The following is a 21992-nucleotide window of genomic DNA, read 5'->3' on the forward strand; positions in this document are numbered from 1 at the left end:
TCAGATCTCCCGCCGCGCGGTGTCGGGCGCCAGCGGCGGCGTGGGGCCGGCGCCGGCGGGCCCGGCCTTGCGGCGTCCCAGTCGATGATGTACGCCGGCAAAGACCACCGGGACGAAGAAAAGCGTGGATACGGTGGCGAACAGCAGTCCGCCGATAACGGCGCGGCCCAGCGGCGCGTTCTGTTCGGCGCCTTCGCCCAGGCCCAGGGCCATGGGAATCATGCCGATGATCATGGCCAGCGCGGTCATCATCACCGGGCGCAGCCGCGTGGCGCCGGCCTCCAGCGCGGCCGACAGCACGGGCACGCCTTCCTCGCGGCGCTGCCGCGCGAACGACACCAGCAGGATGCTGTTGGCCGTGGCCACGCCCATGGTCATGATGGCGCCGGTCAGCGCCGGCACGCTCAGCGTCGTCCCGGTGATGAACAGCATCCACGCGATGCCGGCCAGCGCGGCGGGCAGGGCCGAAATGATGATGAAGGCGTCGATCCAGGATTGAAAGTTCACCACGATCAGCAGGTAGACCAGGACGATGGCCATCGCCAGGCCGACGCCCAGGCCGACGAAGGAATCCTGCATGGTGCGCACCTGTCCCTGGATCTGCACCTGGCTGCCGCGCGGCAGCTTGTGGCGGATCTCGTCGACCTGCCTGGAGACCTGCGAGGCGACGCTGGCCAGATCCTTGCCCTGCACGCCGACGTAGATGTCGATGGCGGGTTGGATGTTGTAGCGCGACACCACGGCCGGTTGGCGCGCGGGACGGATGTCCACCAGATTGCCCAGCAATTGCGTGTTGCCGCCGCCGGCGGCGCCGGGCGCGCCCACCGGCAGGGCGAGTAACTGATCCATGCCGTCGATCTGGTATTGCGGCGCCTGCACTGCCACGTTGTAGACGATGCCGTTGCGCGGGTTCAGCCAGAAGGCGGGCGAAGTCTGCGAACTGCCCGACAGGGCGATCAGCACGCTTTGCCCGACGTTGGCCGCGCTCAGGCCGACCTGTTGCAGGCGCGTGCGGTCCATCACCATGTTCAGCGTGGGCAGGTCCAGCCGCTGGTGGACGTGGGCATCGACGGCGCCGGGAATGCCGCGTATCGAGCGGACCAGTTCGTTGGCCAGGCCGGCATTGGCCTGGACGTCCGCGCCGGTGAACTTGACGTTGATGGCCGCGGGCAAGCCGAAGTTCAGGATCTGCGTGACGATGTCGGCGGGCTGGAAGAAGAACTCCAGGCCGGGAAAGCGCTTGGGCAGTTCGGCGCGCAGCAGGGCGATGTAGTCTTCGGTGGGGGCATGGCCATCGCGCAGGGACATCAGGATTTCGCCGTCCAGCGAGCCGAATGTACCGGCATTGCTATAGGACAGGTTGATGCCGCTGTTGGGGACGCCCAGATTGTCCAGGATGGTTTCCAGGTCCTTGGGCGGTATCAGTTCGCGGATATGGTTTTCGACCTCGTCGGCCAGGCGCGCGGTTTCTTCGATGCGGGTACCCGTGGGCATGCGGACGTGCAGGCGGATCTGGCCGGCGTCGACGGTGGGGAAGAAGTCGCGTCCCAGGAAAGGGTAAAGCAGGCACGACAGCAGGCAGAAACCCAGGAAGACCAAGGCGAATACCTTGCGCCGCGCCAGTTGCGCCGACAGCACCAGCGTATAGGCGCGCCGCATGCGCTCGAAGCGCTGGTCGAAGGCGCGGTATACGCGCTGCAAGGCGCTGGGTCGGGCGGCCGGGTCTTCGTGGCCCTGGTTGCGCATCAGCAGCATGACCAGCGTCGGCACCAGGGTTCGCGAAAGGATGTAGGAGGCCAGCATGGCGAACACCACGGCCTCGGCCAGCGGCACGAACAAGAAGCGCGCCACGCCGGAGAGGAAGAACATCGGCACGAAGACGATACAGATGCAGATCGTCGAGACGAAGGCCGCGACGCCGATTTCGTTGGCGCCGTCCAGGATGGCGGTGTCCAGCGGCTTGCCCAGGTGCATATGCCGCTCGATGTTCTCGATGGTGACGATGGCCTGGTCGACCAGGATGCCCACCGACAGCGCGAGGCCGCCCAGCGTCATCAGGTTCAGGGTTTCGCCCAGCGCCTTGAGCACCAGGATGGAGGTCAGGATGGATAGCGGAATCGTCAAGGCGATGATCAGCGTGCTGCGCCAGTTGCCCAGGAACAGCAGCACCATGGCGGCCGTCAGCAGGGCGGCGATCAAGGCCTCGATGATGACGCCCTTGACGGCCGCCTTGACGAATACCGACTGGTCGAACAACGGCGTCAGCTTGATTTCCGGCGGCATCGTCGCCACGACGCTGGGCAGCAGCGCGCGCAGATCGGACACGATGTCCAGCGTGGAGGCGCCGCCGTTCTTCAGCACCGACAGCAGAACGCCGCGCACGCCGTCCTGGCGCACGATATTGGTCTGCGGGTTGTAGCCGTCGCGCACATAGGCGACGTCCCGGACATAGGTGGTGGCGCCGCCCGGTACCGCGCGCACCGGCAGGTTGTTCAGCCCGGCGATGGTCTCCGGCGAGCTGTTCATCCGCACGTTGTATTCGGTTTCACCGAACTTGGCCGTGCCCGATGGCAGGATCAGGTTCTGGGCATTGATGGCGTTGACCACATCGGACGGCGACAAGCCGCGCGCCTGCAGCGCCTGCAGGTCCAGGTCGACCGAAATCACGCGGTTCTTCCCGCCGTAGGGAAAGGGCACGGCCACGCCGGGTATCGTGATCAGGCGCGGCCGCAGGGTGTTCAGCGCGGTGTCGAACAACGCCTGTTCCGGCATCGTGGGGCTGGACAGGCCCAGCTGTATCACCGGGATGCTCGACGCCGAATACTTGATCACCAGAGGCGGCGTGATGCCGGGCGGCAACTGGCGCACCTGGGTCTGCTCGGCGGCCACCACCTGGGCGATGGCGGTCTGGATGTTCGCCGTGGGCTGGAAAAAGATCTTGATGACCGTAATGCCGGCCAGCGAGGTCGATTCGATGTGCTCGATATCGCTTACCGTGGTGGTCAGGCTGCGTTCATTCTGCGCGGCGATGCGCTGGCCCATTTCCTGGGCGGACAAGCCGTTGTAGTTCCAGATGATGCTGATGACCGGGATGTTGATTTCCGGGAAGACGTCCGTGGCCATGCGCATCAGTGCGAAAGGCGTGGCCAGGATGATCAGCAGCGCCATCACGATGAACGTGTAGGGGCGCCGCAACGCCAATTGCACTACCGACACGGCGGGCCCCCGGGCGTAAGCGGATCAGACGACAGCAGCAGCATGATGCGGGCACCCCGGCGGGGCGTCGGTGGACGGGGCGCGCGCGAGCCAACCGGCCGCCCGCGAGCGGTCGCGTCATGGCAAGTGGAGGATCCGCGGCGAGCCTGAACAGACTACGAAAAGTAACAGGTATTCTTAGGCATACCGCGGCAAAGCGCAAGACGGGTAAACAGGGGGTTTGCCCTGATGTCCTCCCGGATGTCCATCATCTGGACGAATGCGGGCGCGTCCGCCGCGGGGTAGGGCACTATTGCGGGCCGTCACCGCCCTGATGCGCCGGCATGTCGCGCCGCAAATCGCGTCCGTCCGGGCGCTGGGTTAAGCTCTCGCCTCGCCGATTTGTTGAACCGTTGCTTACAGACACCGCCTACATCGACCATGCCTTTGCCGTCACGAGCCTTCGTCACCACTATTGAAGACCTGCGCAAAATCGCCCAGAAACGGGTACCGCGCATGTTCTACGACTACGCGGATTCCGGCTCATGGACTGAATCGACCTACCGCGCCAACGAGACCGACCTGCAGAAAATCCGTTTTCGCCAGCGGGTGGCACGCAATATGGATAACCGCACCATCGCCACGACGATGGCGGGCATTCCCACCGCCATGCCGGTGGCGCTGGCGCCTACCGGCTTGACCGGCATGCAGCACGCGGACGGCGAGATCCTGGCGGCGCAGGCGGCCGAAGCTTTCGGCGTACCGTTCACGTTGTCCACCATGAGCATTTGCTCGATCGAGGACGTGGCGGAGAACACCACGAAGCCGTTCTGGTTCCAGCTTTACATGATGCGCGACCGCGATTTCATCGAGCGGCTGATCGACCGCGCGAAGGCCGCGAATTGCTCCGCCCTGATGTTGACGCTGGATCTGCAGATCCTCGGCCAGCGGCACAAGGATCTGCGCAACGGCCTGACGGCGCCGCCGCGCCTGACGCTGCGCAATATCCTGAACATGGCCGGCAAGCCGGCCTGGTGCTACCACATGCTGCGCACCCCGCGGCGTACCTTCCGCAATATCGTCGGCCATGCCAAGGGCGTGGGCGATATGTCGTCGCTGTCGTCCTGGACGGCAGAGCAGTTCGATCCGCGACTGAACTGGGGCGATGTCGAATGGATCAAGCGGAAGTGGGGCGGCAAGCTCATCATCAAGGGCATCCTGGACCCGGATGATGCGAGGCTGGCCGTCGACACCGGCGCCGACGCATTGATCGTCAGCAACCATGGCGGGCGCCAGCTGGACGGCGCCATGTCGTCGATCAGCATGCTGCCTTCCATCGTGGATGCGGTGGGCGGCAGGACCGAGGTGTGGATGGACAGCGGCATACGTTCCGGCCAGGACATCCTGCGCGCCGTGGCACTGGGCGCGCGCGGCACCCTGATCGGACGGTCCTTCCTGTACGGCCTGGGGGCGGGCGGGCGCGAAGGGGTGACCAAGGCGCTGCAGATCCTGGCCAACGAGCTGGACGTCACGATGGCCTTGTGCGGCCATCGGGATATCCAGGATATCGACCGTGGCATCCTGATGCCGGGCACTTTCCCGGCCGCATGAGGCTGCCGGCAGTCTAAAGATGAGACTGCAGGATGACGTCGTAGAGGCGCTGCGCGGCCGCCGACAGGGCGCGCCCGCGGCGCCGTATCAATCCGAGCGTGCGTGAAATCGGCGGATCCACCAGCGGCACGCTGACCAGCGTCGCGTGTCCCAGCTGCGGCATGCCCAGCTTGGGCACGACTCCCACTCCCACCCCGGCTTCCACCAGGCTGACCAGCGCGGGCACGTGCTGGACTTCGCAGAACCATCGGGGCAGCGCGGCGGTATTGGCCAGCGCCTGGTCGATCAGCATGCGGTTGCCGCTGCCCTGGGCGACCGCAATGTAGTCGTGATCGGCCAGCTCGGCCCAGCGCACCTTGCGCTTGCGCGCCAGCGGATGTTCCCGGGAGCAGGCCAGGACGAAGGGGTCTTCGATCAGCGGTTCGAATTCCACGTCCGGCTCCTGCGTGCCGATGTAGGTCAGGCCGAAATCGGCTTCGCTGCGCGCCACGGTGGTCAGGATTTCAGCGGAGGTTTCGTCGCGGATGCGCAGACGAATGCGCGGATACTCGTCGTGATAGGCCTTGATCACGCGCGGCAGGAAAAATGCCACCGCCGATGGGACGCAGGCGATCGTGACTTCGCCGGACATGCGGTCGGCCAGGTCGCGCGTGCCCAGCAGGGCGCTTTCCAGTTCGTTCAGGACATGCCGGGCCTTGTGGACGAAGCCGCGGCCCGCGGTGGTCAATTCGAGGCGCCGGGTGGTGCGTTCGAACAGGCGCAGGCCCAGTGCGTTTTCCAGTTTCTCGATACGGCGGCTGAGCGCCGACTGCGAAATGCAGAGGATTTCCGCTGCGGCGCGGAAACTGCCATGGTCGCTCGCGGCGACAAAGGCACGCAGGTCTGCCAGGTCGAAATTCATCGCAAGTAAGCCCGGGTGTGTTGCGGCGCGTCAGATATGTCCGTGCCGGGGCATTCGTACCGGCGGGCCGCGTTGATGCGTAAATCGCAAGAATCCTAACAATATTTGCACTTTACACGATTGTCGGTCCTCTGCATTCTTCGCGCATATTCAAAATCAAAAAAAGCGCCGGCCATCATCCCGAGGCCGGCGGATAAGGAAGGAGCAAAAAGCATGACGACGACCGGCGCCGCCGGTGCGCCACCCTTGACCCGCCATGTCGCGGAGTTCGTGGTGGGCACGCAGGAAAAGGACATTCCCCAGGAAGTCCAGCAATTGGGCAAGAAAGCCATCCTCGACGCGCTGGGCGTGGTATTGCCCGGCGCGGTTTCGCAGCCCGGACGCGTACTGGCCGCGTACCTGGCGGACCTCGGTTGCCGCGGCGATGCCACCGTGTTCGGTACCGCGCTGAAGCTATCGCCGCGTTTCGCCGCCCTGGCCAACGGCACGGCCATGCACGCCGACGACTACGACGACACGCTGCAGGCGGAAACCGGGCGCTTCCAGGGGGTGCATCCGACGGCCCCGGTGCTGGCCGCGGTGCTTGCCGCCGGCGAAGCGCGCGGCGCGTCGGGCCGCGACGTACTGCTCGCCTATCAGGTCGGCGTGGAGGTGGCCTGCCGACTGTTCGACGCGACGCACGTCGACCACATCCTGAACGGTTTTCACGCGACCGCCACCTGCGGCATGCTGGGTGCGGCGGCGGGCGTCGGTCGCCTGTACGGAATGGATGCCGACGGCATCGCGACCACCCTGGGCATCGCGGCGAGCCAGGCCGGCGGCCTGCAGGAAAACTTCGGCCAGTCCGTCAAGCCGTTTCACGCGGGACGGTCGGCGGAGGTGGGCATTTTCGCCGCGGATCTGCAGCAGCGCGGCTTTACGGCATCGCCGATCATCCTGGAAGCCAGGCGCGGTTTCTTCCAGGCACTGGGTGGCGGGTACGAGGCTTCCCGCCTGATGGACAAGCTGGGCCGGCCATGGTCCTTCGTCGATCGCGGCATCTGGCTCAAGGCCTTCCCCACCGGCAGCCTGGGACATCCGGCCATGACCAAAATGCTGGAACTGGTCAGGCAGCACGATATCCGTCCCGGGGACGTCGCCCGCATTCGCGTGAAGACCAGCCAGAATATTCACCATACGCTGCTGCACCATCGTCCGACGACTGAGCTGCAGGCCAAGTTCAGCCTGGAATTCTGCCTGGCCGTGTTGCTGCTGGAGCGCAAGTGCGGCTTGAACCAGTTCCATGACGACTACGTGATGCGGCCGGATGTGCAGGCCACCATCGGCAAGGTCGAGTACACCACTTTCACGCCGGAAGAAGCCGGGCGCGACAACCACACCATCGTGACCTCGCATGTGGAGATCGAGCTGAACGACGGTACGCGCTACGGCGGACGTGTCGACGCAGGCAAGGGCAACAAGGCCAATCCCATGTCGGAAGAGGAGGTCGCGGAAAAATTCCGCGAATGCGCGACGTTCGGCGGCTGGCCGGCCGACAAGGCGGAACGCGCCATCGCGCTGGTCCGGCAGTTGGAGCAGGTGAAGGATGCGCGCGAAATCACGCGCGAACTGGCCGCGGAGACGGCTGCATAGCACCCTGGCAGGTGAAGGAGACACATCATGAATTTCGCAATCCAGGCGAAAGGCGCGTTCGCGCGCCGTTCGCGAACCGGGCTGGCGCGCGCGGCCATCGCCCTGCTGCTGGGTGGGCCGCTGGCCGCGGGGCCGGCGCATGCCGCCGACAATGCCAAATGGCCGGCCAGGCCGATCCGCCTGGTGCTGCCGTTTCCGCCCGGCGGCGGCACCGACACCCTGGCGCGCATCATGGCGCCCAAGCTGGGCGACTTGCTGGGCCAGCCCATCGTGGTCGACAACCGCGCGGGCGCCTCGGGCATATCGCGACGGATATCGTGGCCAAGGCCGAACCGGACGGCTATACCGTGCTGATGGGATTCAACACGGCATTGACCATGAATCCGTCGTTGTTCAAGAACCTGCCCTTCGATGTGCAGCGCGATTTCAAGCCGGTCACCATGCTGGCCTCCGCGCAGTATGTGCTGGTCGTCAATCCGTCGCTACCGGTGCATTCCGTGCAGGACCTGATCGCGCTGGCCAAGGCCAGGCCCGGCCAGCTGAATTATTCGTCCAGCGGCCCTGGCAGCCCTCTGCATCTGGCCGGCGAGCTGTTCAAGGCACGCACCGGTACGGACATCACCCACATTCCCTACAAGGGAGGCGGCCCGGCGACCATCGGCTTGCTGGGCGGACAGGCCCAACTGATGTTCGGCAGCGTGTCGGCGGTCATGCCGCACGTCAGGGAGGGCAAGTTGCGCGCGCTGGCGGTGACGGGATTGAAACGCTCGGACGTGGCGCCGGAGCTGCCCACCCTGGACCAGTCCGGCCTGCCGGGCTTTAACGTGACGTCCTGGTATGGCTTGCTGGTGCCCGCCCGGACGCCGGATGCGATCGTGGCCAGGTTGTCGGCCGCCGCGCAGAAGGTTATCCAGCTGCCCGAGGTTCGCGATGCCATGGCCAAGCAAGGGTTGGAGCTAAGCATCGATACGCCCCAGGAGTTCGCGCGGACCATCAAGACCGAAACCGCCACCTGGTCGGAGCTGATCCGCAAGATGAATATCCACGCCGATTAGGCATGACCGCGATCGACAGCCGTAACCGCGCCGCGCGATGCGCGGCCGATCGCCGCTTATCCATACGGGCCGGCGCCATGCCGGCCTTTCAAGCGTTCCCCTACAGGATTCCGATCGATGAAGAACAATGATGTTTCCCCGGTCATGCAGAAGCTGAGCCGGTACGTATCGGCCGCGGCGTCGCGCAAGATACCCGCGAAGGTGGCCGACCGAGCCAGGCTGCATCTTGTCGATACTTTTGCCGCCATGATCTCCGGATCGCGGCTGCTGCCGGGCAAAAAGGCAATCGACTACGTCAAGCCCTTGGGCGGCCGCGAGGAAGCCGGCGTAATCGGCACGCGCATCGTCACCACCGCACAGAACGCAGCGCTGGCCAATGGCATGTTCGGCCACGCCGACGAGACCGACGACACGCATCCGCCATCGCTGACGCACCCGGGCACCAGTGTGGTCCCTTCGGCCCTGGCGATCGCCGAGCGCGGCCGCATGAGCGGCGAGAAACTGCTGCGCGCCGTGGTGGTCGGTTACGACGTCTGCGCCCGCATGCTGCTGACTCTCAAGCCCATGCCTTATCTGCGTTCCGGCCACCACGCCGGCGCCACCGGCCAGTTGTTCGGCGCGGCCGCCGCCGCGGGGGCCTTGCTGGAACTGAGCCCGCTGCAGGTGCGCTACATGCTGTCGTACGCCGGGCAGCAGACCGCGGGTTTGTACACCATGTTCCGCGACCCCGAACACATCGAAAAGGCCTATGCCATGGGCGGCATGCCAGCGCATAACGGCCTGCAGGCGGCGCTCATGGCGGCGGCGGGCTGGACCGGCGTGGAGGATATCTTCTCGGGCGAACGCGATTTCTTCCATACCTTCGCCCCGGAGGATTTCGACCGCGAGGACCTATCGCGCGACCTGGGCAGGAACTACGAAATGCTGCGCGCGTCGATCAAGCGCTGGCCGATCGGCGGTCCCATCCAGGGCCCGATGCACGTCCTGAACGACCTGATGGCGGAGCACGGATTCGGCGCCGACGACGTCGAAAAGGTCGTGGCCAACATACCGGACAAGGAACTGGAAATCGTCAACAACCGCCCGATGCCGGATATATCGGTGCAGCATTTACTGGCGGTGATGCTGCTCGATCGCAAGCTGACCTTCAAGTCCGCGCATGATTTCGATCGGATGAAGGACCCGAGGGTGCTGAAAATGCGCGCCCGCGTGCAGGCGGTGGGCGATCCCTCGCTGACGGACGTGCAGCGCCGTTGGCGTTGCGTGATGCAGGTGCATCTGAAGGATGGCCGCGTGCTTTACGGACAGACGATGGCCGCCAAGGGAAGCTTCGAGAACCCGCTGTCACCGGCCGAGGAAAACGAGAAAGCCATGGACTTGCTGGCGCCCGTCCTGGGCAAGGGCCGCGCCGGCGAACTGCTCGATGCCTTGTGGAACATCGACAAAGTGAAGGACGTGCGGGCGCTGCGCAAGCTCTACATGAAGTAGGCGTGCGACGAGGTTACGCCGGATGCACGCGATCCACGTGACCCAGGTCGCGGCCGGGGTCGATGTGGTCGCGTACCAGCTGCTTCAGCGTCTTGGCGTCCGGGAACCCGCCGCGCGCCTTGCGATCCCATAGCAGGGCGCCGCCGCAATGGACCTGGAAGATACCGCCGGTGCCGGGCAGCAGCGCCACTTCGCCCAGGTCGGTGCCGAACGTGGAAAGCAGTTCCTGCGCCATCCACGCCGCGCGCAGCAGCCATTGGCATTGCGTGCAGTAGGTGATGGCAACGCGGGGTGGGGCGGACGATGTCATGTCGGGTCTCCGGCCTGCGGCTGCAACGCCTGGATCAGCGCGCGCGCGTAGTTGGGCAAGGCCTCCAGCGTCCGCGCGCACAGCATCAACTGCCGGTCGGCCCAGGTTTCGTCGAGTATAAGCAGCCGCGCGCCGCCGCGCCCGCTCCAGCGGCGGGCGGCCGACTCCGGCATGATGCCCAGGCCCGTCCCCTGGATGACCAGTCGCGCCACGGCATCGAATCCCTGCACCCGGACGCGCGCGCGCAGCGACCGGCCGATACGCGCCGCCTGGTCGTCGAGGTAGACGCCCAGCGCCGTAAAGACGGGAAGACCGACATGGTCGTAATCCAGCGTTTCGCTATAGCGCACGCGCGCGCGGCGCGCCAACGCGTGGCCGCGCGAGGCCAGCAGGACCAGCCGGTCGCGCCGGAAGGGGGTGATGTACAGGCCGCTCAGGTCGACGGCATCCGAAACTATCCCTACATCCGCCGTGCCCTCGCGCAGTTCCGGCAGGATGCGATGGCTGGGTTGCTCCTGCAGGTCGATGTCGATGTTGGGATGCGCGCGCAGAAACGTGCCTAGCGGCTCGGGCAGGTGTTCCGTGGCGGCCGCCGTGTTGCACAGCAGCCGTATGCGGCCTTTGAATCCGCTGGCGTAGTCGCCCAGGTCCTCCTGCATCCGGTCCACGTGCCGCAGCAGGCTGCGCGCATGGTAGGCCAGGGCGTGTCCGGCAGCCGTAAGCTGCACGCCGCGCCTGCCCCGCGTCAGCAATGCGGTACCCAGCGATGCCTCCAGGCCGCGCAGCCGGGCGCTGGCCGACGCCAGCGCGAGATGGCTGCGCGCCGCGCCCGCCGTGATGCTGCCGCTGTCGGTCGTGTGCAGGAACAGCCGCAGGTCGGTAAGGTCGAAGTGCATGGAGGTTTCGTTTTTTCCGAAGGCTGCCTCAGTGTAATCCCGCTTTTCCCGGGGGTGCAGCCGTAGCATGATGCCGGCCATGGATAGCTTGTTCGATTTCTACCGCGATGGCGGCGTCGCCCTCGTTCTGCTGGTCATGGCCAGCTTCGGCCTGGCAGGCCTGGTCAAGGGCGTGATCGGGTTGGGACTGCCCACCGTATCGATCGCGCTGCTCAGTGTGGCTATGGCGCCGCCACAGGCTGCGGCACTGCTCATCATTCCTTCCATGGTTACCAACGTCTGGCAGCTGGCGGCCGGAGGACGTTTCCTGTACCTGCTGCGCCGCTTATGGACCATGCTGGCCGGTGTGGTCATCGGTACCTCGCTCGCGACCTTCTGGCTGGGGGGAGGGGAACCCTCCTGGGCCGGCCACGCACTGGGCGCGGCCCTGTTGATCTACGCGGCGGTCGGCTTGAGCGCCGTGCGGCTGAGCGTGCCGGCGCGCGCGCAAGGCTGGGCGGGGCCGGTGGTAGGGGCCACCACCGGCGCAATCACATCGGTGACCGGGGTGTTCGTGATTCCGGCTGTGCCTTACCTGCAGGCGCTGGGCCTGGACCGCAACGAACTGGTGCAGGCGATGGGACTGGCCTTCACCGCTTCGACCATCGCGTTGGCCGGCGATTTGATCCATGGCGGCCAGCTGGGTGGCCGAGAGGCCTGGGCTTCGCTGCTCGCGCTCGTGCCCGCCATGGCGGGCATGATGGCCGGCCAATGGCTGCGTCACCGCGTCAGCCCGGTCGTGTTCCGCCGGTGTTTCTTCCTGGGCATCGGCGCGCTTGGGCTGCATCTGCTATTGGCCGGTTGAAGGCATCTTCCGCCGGGCAACTGCGCTACATTCGATGAATGCCGCGGCGCGTGGCCGCATTCACGATGTATCGACGGAGGCCCATGGTGAAAGACGAACATGTGTTGCTGACGCCCAAGGAAATGGCGATGGCCGACCAGGCCGCGGTCTCGGCGGGGCATCCGGGCATCGTCTTGATGGAAAACGCGGGCGCGGCGGTCGCGCGCGCCGTGCGGGATCGCTGGACCTTGCGTCCGGTAGCGGTCCTCTGCGGTCCGGGGAACAACGGCGGAGACGGTTTCGTCGTGGCCCGCCATCTGGCGGCCGCCGGCTGGCCCGTCACGCTGGCCTTGCTGGGCCGCGTGGATGCCCTGCGCGGAGACGCCGCGCATCATGCGGGGTTGTGGCAGGGCGACGTGCTGCCCATGGCCCCTTCGGTGCTGGAGGGCGCGGGCCTGGTCATCGATGCGATATTCGGCGCCGGCCTCGCGCGTCCGGTGGAGGGGGCGGCGGCGGCCACGCTGCGCGCGGCCGCCGATCGCGGGCTGCCGGTTTGCGCCATCGATACACCCAGCGGCGTCGATGGGGGGACGGGCGAAGTGCGGGGCACCGCAGTACCCGCGGCCTGCACCGTCACTTTCTTCCGCAAGAAGCCGGGCCACCTGTTGCTGCCGGGGCGCGCCCTGTGCGGCGACCTGGTGGTGGCCGATATCGGCATTCCGGGATCGGTGCTCGAGACCATGGCGACGCATACGTACGAGAACGTGCCGGCATTGTGGTTGCCGCGCTTTCCCTGGCCTCGCCTGGACGGTCATAAGTATGCGCGCGGCCATGCCGTCGTCGTGGGCGGTGAAGTCATGACCGGGGCGGCGCGCCTATCCGCGCTGGCGGCCGCGCGCGTGGGCGCCGGGCTGGTGACGCTGGCCGCGCCACGCGCGGCATGGCCCGTCTATGCGGCCGCGCTGACCAGCGTGATGGTCCAGCCGATCACGGACGACACGTCGTTTGCCAACCTGCTGTCGGATGCGCGCAAGAACGCCATCGCCATCGGGCCGGGGGCGGGCATATCCGACGCCACGCGCGCGCATGCGCAGGCCGCGCTGGCCACCCGCCGAGCGGTGGTGCTGGACGCCGATGCGCTGACCGTCTTCGCCGACAAATCGGCCACGCTGTTTCACGCCATACGCGGGCCTTGCGTGCTGACTCCGCACGAGGGCGAGTTCGGCCGCCTGTTCGACCGCGCCGGCGATAAACTGGGCCGCGCACGGCGCGCCGCCCAGCGCAGCGGCGCGGTGGTGCTGCTGAAAGGCGCGGATACCGTCATCGCGGCACCGGACGGCCGTGCCGCGATCAACGGCAACGCTCCGCCCGATCTGGCCACCGGCGGTAGCGGCGACGTGTTGACGGGGATGATCGCGGGGTTGCTGGCGCAAGGCATGGAGGCTTTCGACGCCGCCTGCGCGGCGGCGTGGATGCACGGGGCGGCCGCGGCCGCGCATGGCCCCGGGTTGATCGCGGAAGATCTGCCTGGGCTGATACCCGGGGTATTGCGCGCCTTGAAAGACCGGGCGTCTAGCGGGCGGACCGTCGGCCTGCCCGCCTGAAAGACCCTGCGCGTGGCGGAAGCTCGTCCACCGCACCGCCTGCGAATGACGGCGTGCAGACCAGGGCTTGCAAATTACGGCGGGGCGTTGCCGCCCGCATACGCTTGCGGGGCCCCGGGACGCGTTGGCGGTGCCTGCGCGGCATGCCGGCGCTGCTCCGCGCCGCTGGGCAGCGCGGCCACCATGGGCGCCCGCATCCATGCGGCGATGTCGCGCCAGACGGTCTCGGCCTGCAAATCCCTTAGCAGCATGTGGTAGCCGTCCTTGTAGACCGCTACCCGTGGGCGCGCATCGCCGGGCGCGTCTTCGATGCGCTTCAAGGTTTCCGCGACCACCTTGTCCGGCAGGACCTGCTCATGCCGGCCGAACAGCACCAGCAGGGGGACGTTGTCCGGAATGGCGGGCAGGGCGGCTTCGGCGTTGCTCATCAGGTCAACCAGCCCCTTCAGCGCATCGACGCGCGTGCGCTTGATGACCAGCGGATCCGCGCCCAGCGCGCGCAGCATCTCGATATTGTCCGACGGCATGATCTTCAGGCCGCGGGGCGGTTCGACCTCCATGCCGGGCACGGTGTTGTAGCCGAGCCAGAGCGTGAAGCGGTAGAAGGGGTTCATGACCTGTCTTCCCCACATGGCGGGCGCGGAGAGGACCGCGCCCGCCACGCGGCGCGACAAGGGCGCCTCCGGCGCGGGCGGGGCGCTGGCCAGCGCGGAGGCGACGACCGCGCCACCCATGCTTTCACCCAGGACGTACACGGGCAGGCCCGGATGCGCGGCCGCCACGGCGTCCACGGCGGCGTTCAGGTCGGCGATCATGGTCGCGGTGTCGGCCCAGATGCCGGGACGCGGACCCGCGCCGAATCCGCGCTGGTCGTAGGCATACGTCACGATGCCCAGCCCGGCCCAATAGCGTCCCGCATTGTCGAACGCATTGGAATAGTCGTTCATCCCGTGCAGGGCGACGATGGCGGCCCACGGCGGCAGTTGCGGTTGCCAGGTGCGTAGCGGCAGGCGCGCGCCGTCTATCGAGACCAGCGTATTACCCTCTATCGCGGGAACCGCCCGTGCCGGCCCCATGGGCTGGTAGGAACTGGCGCAGGCCGTCAATGCCAGGGCGCCCAGCACGGCCGCGCGCCGCAGCCAGGCGCGCGCCACCGATTGGAGGCGGCGAGCCAGCGATTCAGGCATGCGAAGCATCGGCATTGACGTGTACCCGTGAAGGCGCGCAGCGCGCCGTGTATCGATTCTAAAAGAGGACGGCGAAAGTCGGCCGGCTATCGGCCAGCGCGGCCGCACCGGGCCCGGAATGGGCTGGCGCGGCCACGGGCTTATGCGTACTATATCGCCCGTCGTATATCGCCAAGCATAACGGGTCCGGCCGTTCGGCTCCGGCGCTTGGGAACGGGAGTCTTCATGAAGCTGCAATCCATCGTCCTGGCCATGGGCCTGTCCGCGTCATTGTTCGCCGGCGCCGCGCCGGCCGCCGAGGTCCAGGTGGCCGTGGCGGCCAATTTCACCGCGCCCATGAAGGCGATCGCCCAGGCTTTCCACGCCAGGACCGGCGACACGGTGGCAGCCGCCTACGGCGCGACCGGGCAGTTCTACGCGCAAATCAAAAACGGCGCACCCTTCGAGGTCTTCCTGGCGGCCGACGACAGCACGCCGGCAAGGCTGGAACGGGAAGGGGCCACGGTGCCTGGCAGCCGGTTTACCTACGCGACCGGCGCGCTGGCCCTGTGGTCCGCCAAGCAGGGTTATGTCGACAACGAGGGGCAAATACTGCGGCAAGGCGGTTTCGCCCATCTGTCGATCGCCAATCCCAAGGCCGCTCCCTATGGCCTGGCGGCGGTGCAGACCCTCGAAAAGCTGGGCCTGATGGACGCCCTGCGCGCCCGGATCGTCGAGGGCCAGAACATCAGCCAGGCCCAGCAGTTCATCGCTTCCGGCAATGCCGAGCTGGGGTTCGTCGCCTTGTCCCAGGTGTACAAGGACGGCAAGCTGACCGGCGGTTCCGCCTGGGTCGTGCCCGAATCGCTGCACGCTCCGATCCGCCAGGATGCGGTTATCCTCGCCAAGGGGCGCGGCAATCCCGCCGCGCGCGCCTTCGTCGACTTTCTGAAGAGTCCGGAGGCCGGCGCGATCATTCTTTCCTACGGCTACAAGCGCTGATACGGAGCAACCATGCTGAACGCCGAGGACGCGGCCGCGATCTGGCTGACGCTGAAGCTGGCGGGGCTGACGACGCTGCTGCTGCTGGTCATCGGCACGCCTATCGCGTGGTGGCTGGCACGGACGTCGTCACGCTGGCGCGGTCCGGTCAGCGCGGTGGTGGCGCTGCCGCTGGTGCTGCCGCCCACCGTCATCGGCTTCTATCTGCTGCTGGCGATGGGCCCCAACGGCTATGTGGGCCGGTTGACGCAGGCCATGGGTATCGGCACCTTGCCCTTCAGCTTCGCGGGGCTGGTGGTGGGGTCGCTGGTGTATTCGCTGCCCTTTGTGGTGCAACCCCTGCACAACGCCTTCGTCGCCATTGGCCGATTGCCGCTGGAAGCCGCGGCCACCTTGCGCGCCGGGCCGTGGGACCGCTTCAGGACCGTCGCGCTGCCGCTGGCGCGACCGGGCTATCTGACCGGCGCGGTACTGGGTTTCGCGCACACGGTGGGCGAGTTCGGCGTGGTGCTGATGATAGGGGGCAATATTCCGGGCCGCACGCGAGTGGTCTCCGTGCAGATCTACGACCACGTGGAGGCGCTGGAATATACCCGCGCGCATGTCCTGGCAGCGGGGATGGTCGTGCTGTCCTTCATCGTCCTGTTGCTGCTGTACGGGCGGCGCCGCGATCCCTGGAGCCGCGTATGAGCGCCACCATGATCCCGGGGCCGCAAGCCGCGCGCGACGACGCGATACAGGCGCGTTTCCGCCTGCGGCAGGGAAGCTTCGGCCTGGATGTCGATCTGCGCCTGCCCGGCCGCGGCGTGACGGCGCTGTTCGGGCCTTCCGGATCCGGCAAGACCAGCCTGCTGCGCTGCCTGGCAGGCCTGGCGATGCCCGATCCCGGCTATTTGCGCGTGAATGGCGAAGTCTGGCAGGACAGCGCGCGCGGACTGGCGCTGCCGGCGCACCGCAGGGCGGTGGGCTATGTGTTCCAGGAGGCGAATCTGTTCGCCCATCTGGACGTGCGCGCCAATCTGCACTACGGCTACAAGCGCGTGGCGCCGGGCGCGCGCCGTGTGCATCCGGCCGACGCGGCGGCCTTGCTGGGCATCGACCATCTGCTGGCGCGCATGCCGGACGGCCTTTCCGGCGGCGAACGGCAGCGCGTCGGCATCGCGCGCGCATTGTTGACCAGCCCCAGCCTGCTGTTGATGGACGAGCCCCTGGCCGCCCTGGACGAACGCCGCAAGCAGGAAATCCTGCCTTACCTGGAGCGCCTGCATGACGAACTGGATATCCCCATGATCTACGTCAGCCATGCGGCGCAGGAAGTCGCGCGACTGGCGGACCACGTGGTGTTGATGGAAGACGGCCAGGCCGTCTCCAGCGGGCCCATCGCCGAAACGCTGGCCGACCTCGGCCTGCCGCCGGCGCGGGCCGACGATGCCTCGGTTGTGGTCCAGGGAGTTGCCGCGGGCTACGACGATGCCTATCGCCTGCTATCCGTCGCGCTGCCGGCAAGTTCATCGACCTTGCGCGTCGTCCACGGCGCCGTGCCGCAAGGCCGCCCGATGCGGCTGGTCGTCAAGGCGCGCGATGTCAGCCTTGCGCTGAGCCGGCAGGACGACAGCAGCATGCTCAATGTACTGCCGGTGCGGGTGCGCAATAGCGCGCCGGCGGACAATCCCGCCCACGTCATGGTGCGGCTGGACGCCGACGGCACGCCGCTGCTCGCGCGCATCACGCGCTATTCGCACGACCGCTTGCAGGTCGGGCCGGGCAAGCAGCTCTGGGCGCAGATCAAGTCGGTGTCGCTGTTGGCGTGAACGAAGTGCCGGCAGCTCTGCAATAGGGCCGATGCTAGAATCCAGGGCCGATCGGTACTTATGCCGTAATACTTGCGCCCTGGTGGAAGCCATCCAAGTCAGTATCGTCATGCCGGTGCACAATTGCGCACCGTTCCTCGCCGAGGCATTGGACTCGTTGCTGAATCAGCGCGACCTTACGCTGGAGCTGATCGCCGTCAACGACGGTTCCACGGACGACAGCCTCGCCGTGCTGCGCGCGGCCGCGCGCGACGACAGCCGCATCACGATTATCGACCAGTCCAACCAGGGCCCGGCGGTCGCGCGTAATGCGGGATTGCATGCGGCGCGCGGCGATTGGGTCGCATTTGCGGATGCCGACGACTGGCTCGCGCCTGGGGCCTTGGCCGGATGGCATCGCCATGCCTGCGCCCAGAACCTCGACGTGCTCATCGGCAACGGATATCGCTTCGACGACGATCCTCGGGTGCCGGTCGGACGGCCCTTGCTCAAGCGCCAGCCATGGGGCGAAGTGATGTCCGGCGCTGCGTGGATCGTCCGCTGTACCGAGCAGGACGAATGGCCGCATTATGTCTGGCTGCAATTCATACGGCGCAGGCTTATCCAGCAGCATCGCCTGCGGTTCGCCGCCGCTTTGCTGCACGAAGACATCTTGTGGACACTGGATGTCGCCCTGGCCGCGCGGCGCATGGGTTTCGCGGAACCACCGGCTTATGGCTACCGCAACAATCCCGCCTCTATTGTCAATTCGCCCTCGCAGGCGTCGATCGCGCGCCGCGCGCACAGTTATATCCACATCCTGAGAGCGCTGGTGGAAAGCTCCGCCTCTTCGCGGGGCAATCCCGCGCTGCGCCGCGCGCTGTTGCGCCATGCGAACGTGGAATGCGCGTATTTCGACCAGCTTCTGCGCAAGAAGCTGCGGGGCGGCGCGCTGCGCCGCGAAGTGGCACGGAGTTTCCACGAGACCCGGCTATGGCGCGCGCTATGGCGCGGTGCCGCCGGCATGCGGCAGTACCGGCGCCTGGCGCGCTGCTACATGGCCGTCATGCGCTTCCGGCGATAAAGGCTTCTTCGCCTTGCGTTTCTTCACCTTGCGTGCTTGCGGCTCGCGCCGTTGAAGTATTCTTGCGGCCATGGCGATTTCTTCCACCAAAAACCCGAAACCAGGCACCCTCGCGGAACAGCCCGACGCCCGCTTTCGCCTGCGCATACGCAAAGGAGACCTGGTGGCCATCGGGCCCGGCAAGGTGGCGCTGCTGGAGGCCATCGCCGAGCAAGGTTCGATTTCCGCGGCGGCACGCAGCCTGGGCATGTCCTATCGCCGGGCCTGGCTGCTGGTGGACGAGTTGAACCGTGCGCTGGCCGAACCGGCCACGGAGTCCGGTCCGGGCGGCGCCAGCGGCGGCGGCAGCACCCTGACGCCAGTGGGCGAACGCATCGTCGCCTTGTATCGCGGCATAGAAACCCGTGCTTACGACGCTTGCACGGAGCAGATACGGGAACTGGCCTCGCTGATGAAGCCTTGATCCGATGCGCGGTACGCCGACAGGGATCAGGCTCGGGACCGTCGCGAGCCGCTTGATGCGTGTCCGTCCAAGGCGGGTGCCTTGCGCGCATTGCCCGGATAGGTATCGATCTTGGCGATGGCGGCAGCGAAGAGGTCGATGAATCGCCGTCCCGGATCGGACAGCACCGATCCGCGTCGCGTGACCAGATTCAGCGAACGGCGCACGACGGGGTCGCGCAACGGCTTGAGCACCATGTCCTGCGCGCTTGCCGCCGGCCCGATGCTGGTCGGCACGACGGCCACGCCGAGTGCTTCGCGGGCCAGGGCCAGGGCCGTGATCGTATTGGTGGCTTCATAGGCGGGGCGCAATGCGTGTCCCGCGGACATGAACACATTCTCGGTCAGGGTGCGCACGGTGCTGCCCACGGTAAGCGTGATGATGGGCTCCTGCAGGATGTCTTTCCAGCGCACGACGCGCTTGCGGGCCAAAGGGTGGCCTGGCGGCAGCGCGACCGCAAGCGTGTCCTCCGCCAGCGGCTGGCTGTCCAGTTCGCTGTTCTTCTGTATGCCGAATCCCAGGCCGAAGTCGATCTCTCGCGCATAGATACGGCCGATGATTTCTTCGTTCACGCATTCGCGAAAGACCACGGACACGCGCGGATAATCGTCGCGGAATGCCTTCAACACTTCCGGCAGGACGGTGCCGGCAAGCTGGGGCGCCAGGCCCAGCGAAATGCGGCCCGCCTGGTCGGCGGCCGCGCCACGGCCGCTGGCCAGAATGGATTGCGCATCGGCCAGCATGCGTTCGGCGATGGGCAGCACCTGGTTGCCGGCGGGAGTCAGGGCGACACTGCGGGTGGTGCGTTCGACCAGACGCGTGTCGAGTCTTTCCTCCAGGCGGCGGATCAGGATGCTAAGCCCCGCCTGCGTCAAATGCAGCTGATCGGCGGCCCGGGAAAACCCTCCCAGGCGCGCGAGCAGGACGAAGGCCTCCAGCTGGCGCAGATTCAGATTCATAAAATTCTGCAATGAGTGGATAGTTGACTGTTATTTTACTTATCAACCGCGCGGGATGACACTGTGCCATCGCTTCCACCCGCAGGACCACGGATATGGGCTATACCGCGATCGAAAAAGTGCTGGCTCGAACCTCGGGAAAACCCGGTGTGCGTGCCGGCGACCTGGTGTACCCGCAACCCGATATGGTGATGATCCACGATGGGCTGGTCAAAGAAGCCAAGGTGGAGCTGGACCGTATCGGCATAGGCCGCGTGATGCATCCGCGCAAAGTCATGATGGTCAGCGATCACGATGTGGTCTACGGCAGCGCCCGGGCCGCCGAGCGGGGCGCTTTCAACCGCAAGGCGGCGGCGCAATGGGGTGTGGACCAGTTCTACGACGCCGGCCGCGGCGGCCATGGCCATATCTTCCCGATGGAAGAGGGCAAGGTGCTGCCGGGCATGTTCTATTTCGACAACGATACCCATGCCACCAATGCCGGCGCCGTGGGTGCCTTCGGGATGCGCGTGGGCAACGAGATCTCGCGCGTGCTCGCGACGGGCACGACCTGGGTGGAGGTGCCGCGTACCGTGCTGCTGGAGTTGCGCGGGGAGCTCGCGGCCGGGGTGATGGCCCGCGATATCGGCTTCTACCTGGCACGCCAGGTCAAGCGCAAGGCAATGGATGTGGATCTGGATTACCGCGTGGTGGAGTTCGGCGGCGACCTGGATGCCTTCGGCTTCGGCGCGCGCGTCGCCTTGTGCAGCACGCCCACCGAAATGCGTGCCGCGGGCGTGTTCGTGCCGCCGTCCGACGCGATCCTGGCGTACTGCAGGCGGCATGCGCAGCACGAGTTCGAACCCGTCTACAGCGATGCGGATGCGGAGTTCGAATCGCGGCACCTGATCGTCCTGGACCGGATCGCCCCGCAGGTTTCCCTGCCCGGCAATGTCGGCAACGCCGTCGATATCGACGAAGTCGCGGGCACCCGTATCGATCACGCGTTCATCGGCTCCTGTGGATCGGGCACCTATGAAGATATGCTGCGCGCGGCCAGCATCCTGAAGGACCGGCGCGTTGCCGGGCACGTGCGCCTGTTCATCGTGCCCGGTACGGAGCGATCAACGCGACGGCTGGCCGAAGAGGGCGTGATGCAGGTCTTGCTCGACGCCGGGGCCATGCTGCTGCCGGCGGGATGCGGGCCTTGCAACGACGCCGTGGTGGGTCCGCTCGCATCGGGGGAAGTCTCCATATCTACCGCGACGAACAACAACGCCGGGCGTTTCGGGCCGGTCGATGCGCGCCTGTTCCTGGGCAACCCGGCCACGGTGGCGGCGTCGGCGGTGGCCGGCGCCATCGCCGATCCGCGCGGCCTGGAGACCGATCCCGCCTTGTACCGCCTTAGCGAGGCTGCATATGAATGACTATCAATGGATATTGCGCGGCCGCTGCTACAAACTGGGCGACGATGTGCCACATCCAGGCGGCGTGATTCCGGCGCGCTTCATTACCGCGCGCGAAATGGACCCTGCCGTATTGACGCCGCATTTGTTCGAGGAAACCGATCCCGGTTTCGCGCAGCGCAGCCGGCCGGGCGACATTATCGTCACCGGCCGCAACTTCGGCATGGGACCCAAGGGCAATGGCTACGTGGCGATGCAGGCGCTGGGACTGGGCCTGGTTTGCGAGTCGATGTCCGTGCAGGCCTACCGCGCGGCAATCAGTACCGGCCTGCGCGTGCTGAACCACTGCGAAGGCGTCACGGCGTACTGCCAGACAGGCGATGACCTGGAAGTGGATTTTCTGACCGGTCGTTTCTTCAATCACACACGTGGCGTCGAGCGCGCATTGCCCCCCGTGCCGGAGGCGCTGCGCGAGCTGCTCGCGTGCGGCGGCAACGAAGGCTGGCTCAGGCACTGGTGGGAAGCCCGGCACGAGGAAGACGCTCGCGCCTGAAGACATCGAAGGTCCCACCGCGTAGAGGGTGGAGAC

At 66.7% G+C, this 21992-nt stretch carries 21 protein-coding genes; 15 read left to right on the forward strand and 6 right to left on the reverse strand.

Annotation, left to right across the window (positions count from 1 at the left end; genetic code table 11):
- Positions 1–3216, reverse strand: coding sequence for an efflux RND transporter permease subunit (locus CAL28_RS13360; protein WP_094841838.1), 3216 nt, complete (start codon positions 3214–3216; stop codon positions 1–3).
- A 420-nt stretch (positions 3217–3636) separates the two neighbouring features.
- Between CAL28_RS13360 and CAL28_RS13365 the strand changes: the two genes are divergently transcribed.
- The gene (locus CAL28_RS13365; protein ID WP_094841839.1) at positions 3637–4806 is read left to right on the forward strand and encodes an alpha-hydroxy acid oxidase; all 1170 of its coding nucleotides are present in this window, start codon (positions 3637–3639) and stop codon (positions 4804–4806) included.
- A 13-nt stretch (positions 4807–4819) separates the two neighbouring features.
- Here CAL28_RS13365 and CAL28_RS13370 read toward each other — a convergent pair whose 3' ends face one another.
- Positions 4820–5707 carry a LysR family transcriptional regulator gene (locus tag CAL28_RS13370; RefSeq protein ID WP_094841840.1) on the reverse strand — a complete coding sequence of 296 codons (888 nt, stop codon included), beginning with the start codon at positions 5705–5707 and terminating at the stop codon, positions 4820–4822.
- Between the two features lie 213 nt (positions 5708–5920).
- Here CAL28_RS13370 and CAL28_RS13375 point away from each other — a divergent pair, with 213 nt between their 5' ends.
- From CAL28_RS13375 to CAL28_RS13385, 5 genes are read left to right on the forward strand one after another with little or no spacing between them, the layout of a single operon-like run.
- Positions 5921–7339 (forward strand): MmgE/PrpD family protein, encoded by a 1419-nt coding sequence (locus tag CAL28_RS13375; RefSeq protein ID WP_094841841.1) that lies wholly within the window; start codon positions 5921–5923, stop codon positions 7337–7339.
- A gap of 27 nt (positions 7340–7366) precedes the next feature.
- A complete protein-coding gene (locus tag CAL28_RS29760) occupies positions 7367–7693 on the forward strand; it encodes a hypothetical protein (RefSeq protein WP_176463981.1) in 327 nt (108 codons plus the stop codon).
- Positions 7657–8394, forward strand: coding sequence for a tripartite tricarboxylate transporter substrate binding protein (locus CAL28_RS29765; RefSeq protein ID WP_176463982.1), 738 nt, complete (start codon positions 7657–7659; stop codon positions 8392–8394). Before CAL28_RS29760 ends, CAL28_RS29765 begins: the two co-directional genes overlap by 37 nt.
- 2 nt (positions 8395–8396) lie before the next feature.
- Positions 8397–8525, forward strand: coding sequence for a hypothetical protein (locus CAL28_RS30015; protein WP_254926113.1), 129 nt, complete (start codon positions 8397–8399; stop codon positions 8523–8525).
- Positions 8512–9882, forward strand: a complete 1371-nt coding sequence (locus CAL28_RS13385) for an MmgE/PrpD family protein (RefSeq protein WP_094841842.1) — start codon at positions 8512–8514, stop codon at positions 9880–9882. Before CAL28_RS30015 ends, CAL28_RS13385 begins: the two co-directional genes overlap by 14 nt.
- A gap of 13 nt (positions 9883–9895) precedes the next feature.
- Here CAL28_RS13385 and CAL28_RS13390 read toward each other — a convergent pair whose 3' ends face one another.
- Positions 9896–10192 carry a SelT/SelW/SelH family protein gene (locus CAL28_RS13390; protein WP_094841843.1) on the reverse strand — a complete coding sequence of 99 codons (297 nt, stop codon included), beginning with the start codon at positions 10190–10192 and terminating at the stop codon, positions 9896–9898.
- Positions 10189–11088, reverse strand: coding sequence for a LysR substrate-binding domain-containing protein (locus CAL28_RS13395; protein ID WP_094844593.1), 900 nt, complete (start codon positions 11086–11088; stop codon positions 10189–10191). The genes CAL28_RS13390 and CAL28_RS13395 overlap by 4 nt, the downstream gene beginning before the upstream one ends.
- 79 nt (positions 11089–11167) lie before the next feature.
- Here CAL28_RS13395 and CAL28_RS13400 point away from each other — a divergent pair, with 79 nt between their 5' ends.
- Both CAL28_RS13400 and CAL28_RS13405 read left to right on the forward strand, forming a co-directional pair.
- The gene (locus CAL28_RS13400) at positions 11168–11932 is read left to right on the forward strand and encodes a sulfite exporter TauE/SafE family protein (protein WP_094844594.1); all 765 of its coding nucleotides are present in this window, start codon (positions 11168–11170) and stop codon (positions 11930–11932) included.
- Between the two features lie 83 nt (positions 11933–12015).
- Positions 12016–13515, forward strand: coding sequence for an NAD(P)H-hydrate dehydratase (locus CAL28_RS13405; RefSeq protein ID WP_094841844.1), 1500 nt, complete (start codon positions 12016–12018; stop codon positions 13513–13515).
- A gap of 74 nt (positions 13516–13589) precedes the next feature.
- Here CAL28_RS13405 and CAL28_RS13410 read toward each other — a convergent pair whose 3' ends face one another.
- The gene (locus tag CAL28_RS13410) at positions 13590–14702 is read right to left on the reverse strand and encodes an alpha/beta fold hydrolase (protein WP_094844595.1); all 1113 of its coding nucleotides are present in this window, start codon (positions 14700–14702) and stop codon (positions 13590–13592) included.
- A gap of 225 nt (positions 14703–14927) precedes the next feature.
- On the opposite strand from CAL28_RS13410, the gene modA reads away from it, so the two are divergent.
- The 5 genes from modA (at position 14928) to CAL28_RS13435 (ending at position 19020) form a co-directional block, all read left to right on the forward strand.
- Positions 14928–15683 carry a molybdate ABC transporter substrate-binding protein gene (gene modA / locus CAL28_RS13415; protein WP_094841845.1) on the forward strand — a complete coding sequence of 252 codons (756 nt, stop codon included), beginning with the start codon at positions 14928–14930 and terminating at the stop codon, positions 15681–15683.
- 12 nt (positions 15684–15695) lie between these two features.
- Positions 15696–16373, forward strand: a complete 678-nt coding sequence (gene modB / locus CAL28_RS13420; RefSeq protein ID WP_094841846.1) for a molybdate ABC transporter permease subunit — start codon at positions 15696–15698, stop codon at positions 16371–16373.
- Positions 16374–16384: 11 nt separating this feature from the next.
- Entirely contained in the window at positions 16385–17494 is a 1110-nt protein-coding gene (gene modC, locus CAL28_RS13425; protein ID WP_440588434.1) for a molybdenum ABC transporter ATP-binding protein, read from the forward strand.
- 82 nt (positions 17495–17576) lie between these two features.
- Positions 17577–18557 carry a glycosyltransferase gene (locus CAL28_RS13430; protein WP_217906568.1) on the forward strand — a complete coding sequence of 327 codons (981 nt, stop codon included), beginning with the start codon at positions 17577–17579 and terminating at the stop codon, positions 18555–18557.
- A 70-nt stretch (positions 18558–18627) separates the two neighbouring features.
- A complete protein-coding gene (locus CAL28_RS13435) occupies positions 18628–19020 on the forward strand; it encodes a winged helix-turn-helix domain-containing protein (protein WP_094841848.1) in 393 nt (130 codons plus the stop codon).
- 26 nt (positions 19021–19046) lie between these two features.
- On the opposite strand, the gene CAL28_RS13440 is transcribed toward CAL28_RS13435, so the two are convergent.
- The gene (locus tag CAL28_RS13440; protein WP_094841849.1) at positions 19047–20018 is read right to left on the reverse strand and encodes a LysR family transcriptional regulator; all 972 of its coding nucleotides are present in this window, start codon (positions 20016–20018) and stop codon (positions 19047–19049) included.
- A 95-nt stretch (positions 20019–20113) separates the two neighbouring features.
- Between CAL28_RS13440 and CAL28_RS13445 the strand changes: the two genes are divergently transcribed.
- Complete coding sequence (locus tag CAL28_RS13445) at positions 20114–21424, forward strand: aconitase family protein (RefSeq protein WP_094841850.1); 1311 nt, start codon at positions 20114–20116, stop codon at positions 21422–21424.
- Positions 21417–21956, forward strand: a complete 540-nt coding sequence (locus CAL28_RS13450) for a hypothetical protein (protein ID WP_094841851.1) — start codon at positions 21417–21419, stop codon at positions 21954–21956. The genes CAL28_RS13445 and CAL28_RS13450 overlap by 8 nt, the downstream gene beginning before the upstream one ends.
- Positions 21957–21992 lie beyond the last annotated feature (36 nt).

Source organism: Bordetella genomosp. 11 (assembly GCF_002261215.1).
Classification (GTDB): Bacteria; Pseudomonadota; Gammaproteobacteria; order Burkholderiales; family Burkholderiaceae_B; genus Bordetella_C.

What these genes read in the sequence shown, in the direction of transcription:
- CAL28_RS13440 (WP_094841849.1), bottom strand. Translation starts at nt 20,018, where the DNA reads ATGAATCTGAATCTGCGCCAGCTGGAGGCCTTCGTCCTGCTCGCGCGC.
- CAL28_RS30015 (WP_254926113.1), top strand. Translation starts at nt 8,397, where the DNA reads ATGACCGCGATCGACAGCCGTAACCGCGCCGCGCGATGCGCGGCCGAT.
- CAL28_RS13385 (WP_094841842.1), top strand. Translation starts at nt 8,512, where the DNA reads ATGAAGAACAATGATGTTTCCCCGGTCATGCAGAAGCTGAGCCGGTAC.
- CAL28_RS13450 (WP_094841851.1), top strand. Translation starts at nt 21,417, where the DNA reads ATGAATGACTATCAATGGATATTGCGCGGCCGCTGCTACAAACTGGGC.
- CAL28_RS13445 (WP_094841850.1), top strand. Translation starts at nt 20,114, where the DNA reads ATGGGCTATACCGCGATCGAAAAAGTGCTGGCTCGAACCTCGGGAAAA.
- CAL28_RS13390 (WP_094841843.1), bottom strand. Translation starts at nt 10,192, where the DNA reads ATGACATCGTCCGCCCCACCCCGCGTTGCCATCACCTACTGCACGCAA.
- modA (WP_094841845.1), top strand. Translation starts at nt 14,928, where the DNA reads ATGAAGCTGCAATCCATCGTCCTGGCCATGGGCCTGTCCGCGTCATTG.
- CAL28_RS13405 (WP_094841844.1), top strand. Translation starts at nt 12,016, where the DNA reads ATGGTGAAAGACGAACATGTGTTGCTGACGCCCAAGGAAATGGCGATG.
- CAL28_RS13400 (WP_094844594.1), top strand. Translation starts at nt 11,168, where the DNA reads ATGGATAGCTTGTTCGATTTCTACCGCGATGGCGGCGTCGCCCTCGTT.
- CAL28_RS29760 (WP_176463981.1), top strand. Translation starts at nt 7,367, where the DNA reads ATGAATTTCGCAATCCAGGCGAAAGGCGCGTTCGCGCGCCGTTCGCGA.
- CAL28_RS13395 (WP_094844593.1), bottom strand. Translation starts at nt 11,088, where the DNA reads ATGCACTTCGACCTTACCGACCTGCGGCTGTTCCTGCACACGACCGAC.
- modB (WP_094841846.1), top strand. Translation starts at nt 15,696, where the DNA reads ATGCTGAACGCCGAGGACGCGGCCGCGATCTGGCTGACGCTGAAGCTG.
- CAL28_RS13370 (WP_094841840.1), bottom strand. Translation starts at nt 5,707, where the DNA reads ATGAATTTCGACCTGGCAGACCTGCGTGCCTTTGTCGCCGCGAGCGAC.
- CAL28_RS13365 (WP_094841839.1), top strand. Translation starts at nt 3,637, where the DNA reads ATGCCTTTGCCGTCACGAGCCTTCGTCACCACTATTGAAGACCTGCGC.
- CAL28_RS13410 (WP_094844595.1), bottom strand. Translation starts at nt 14,702, where the DNA reads ATGCCTGAATCGCTGGCTCGCCGCCTCCAATCGGTGGCGCGCGCCTGG.
- CAL28_RS13375 (WP_094841841.1), top strand. Translation starts at nt 5,921, where the DNA reads ATGACGACGACCGGCGCCGCCGGTGCGCCACCCTTGACCCGCCATGTC.
- CAL28_RS13435 (WP_094841848.1), top strand. Translation starts at nt 18,628, where the DNA reads ATGGCGATTTCTTCCACCAAAAACCCGAAACCAGGCACCCTCGCGGAA.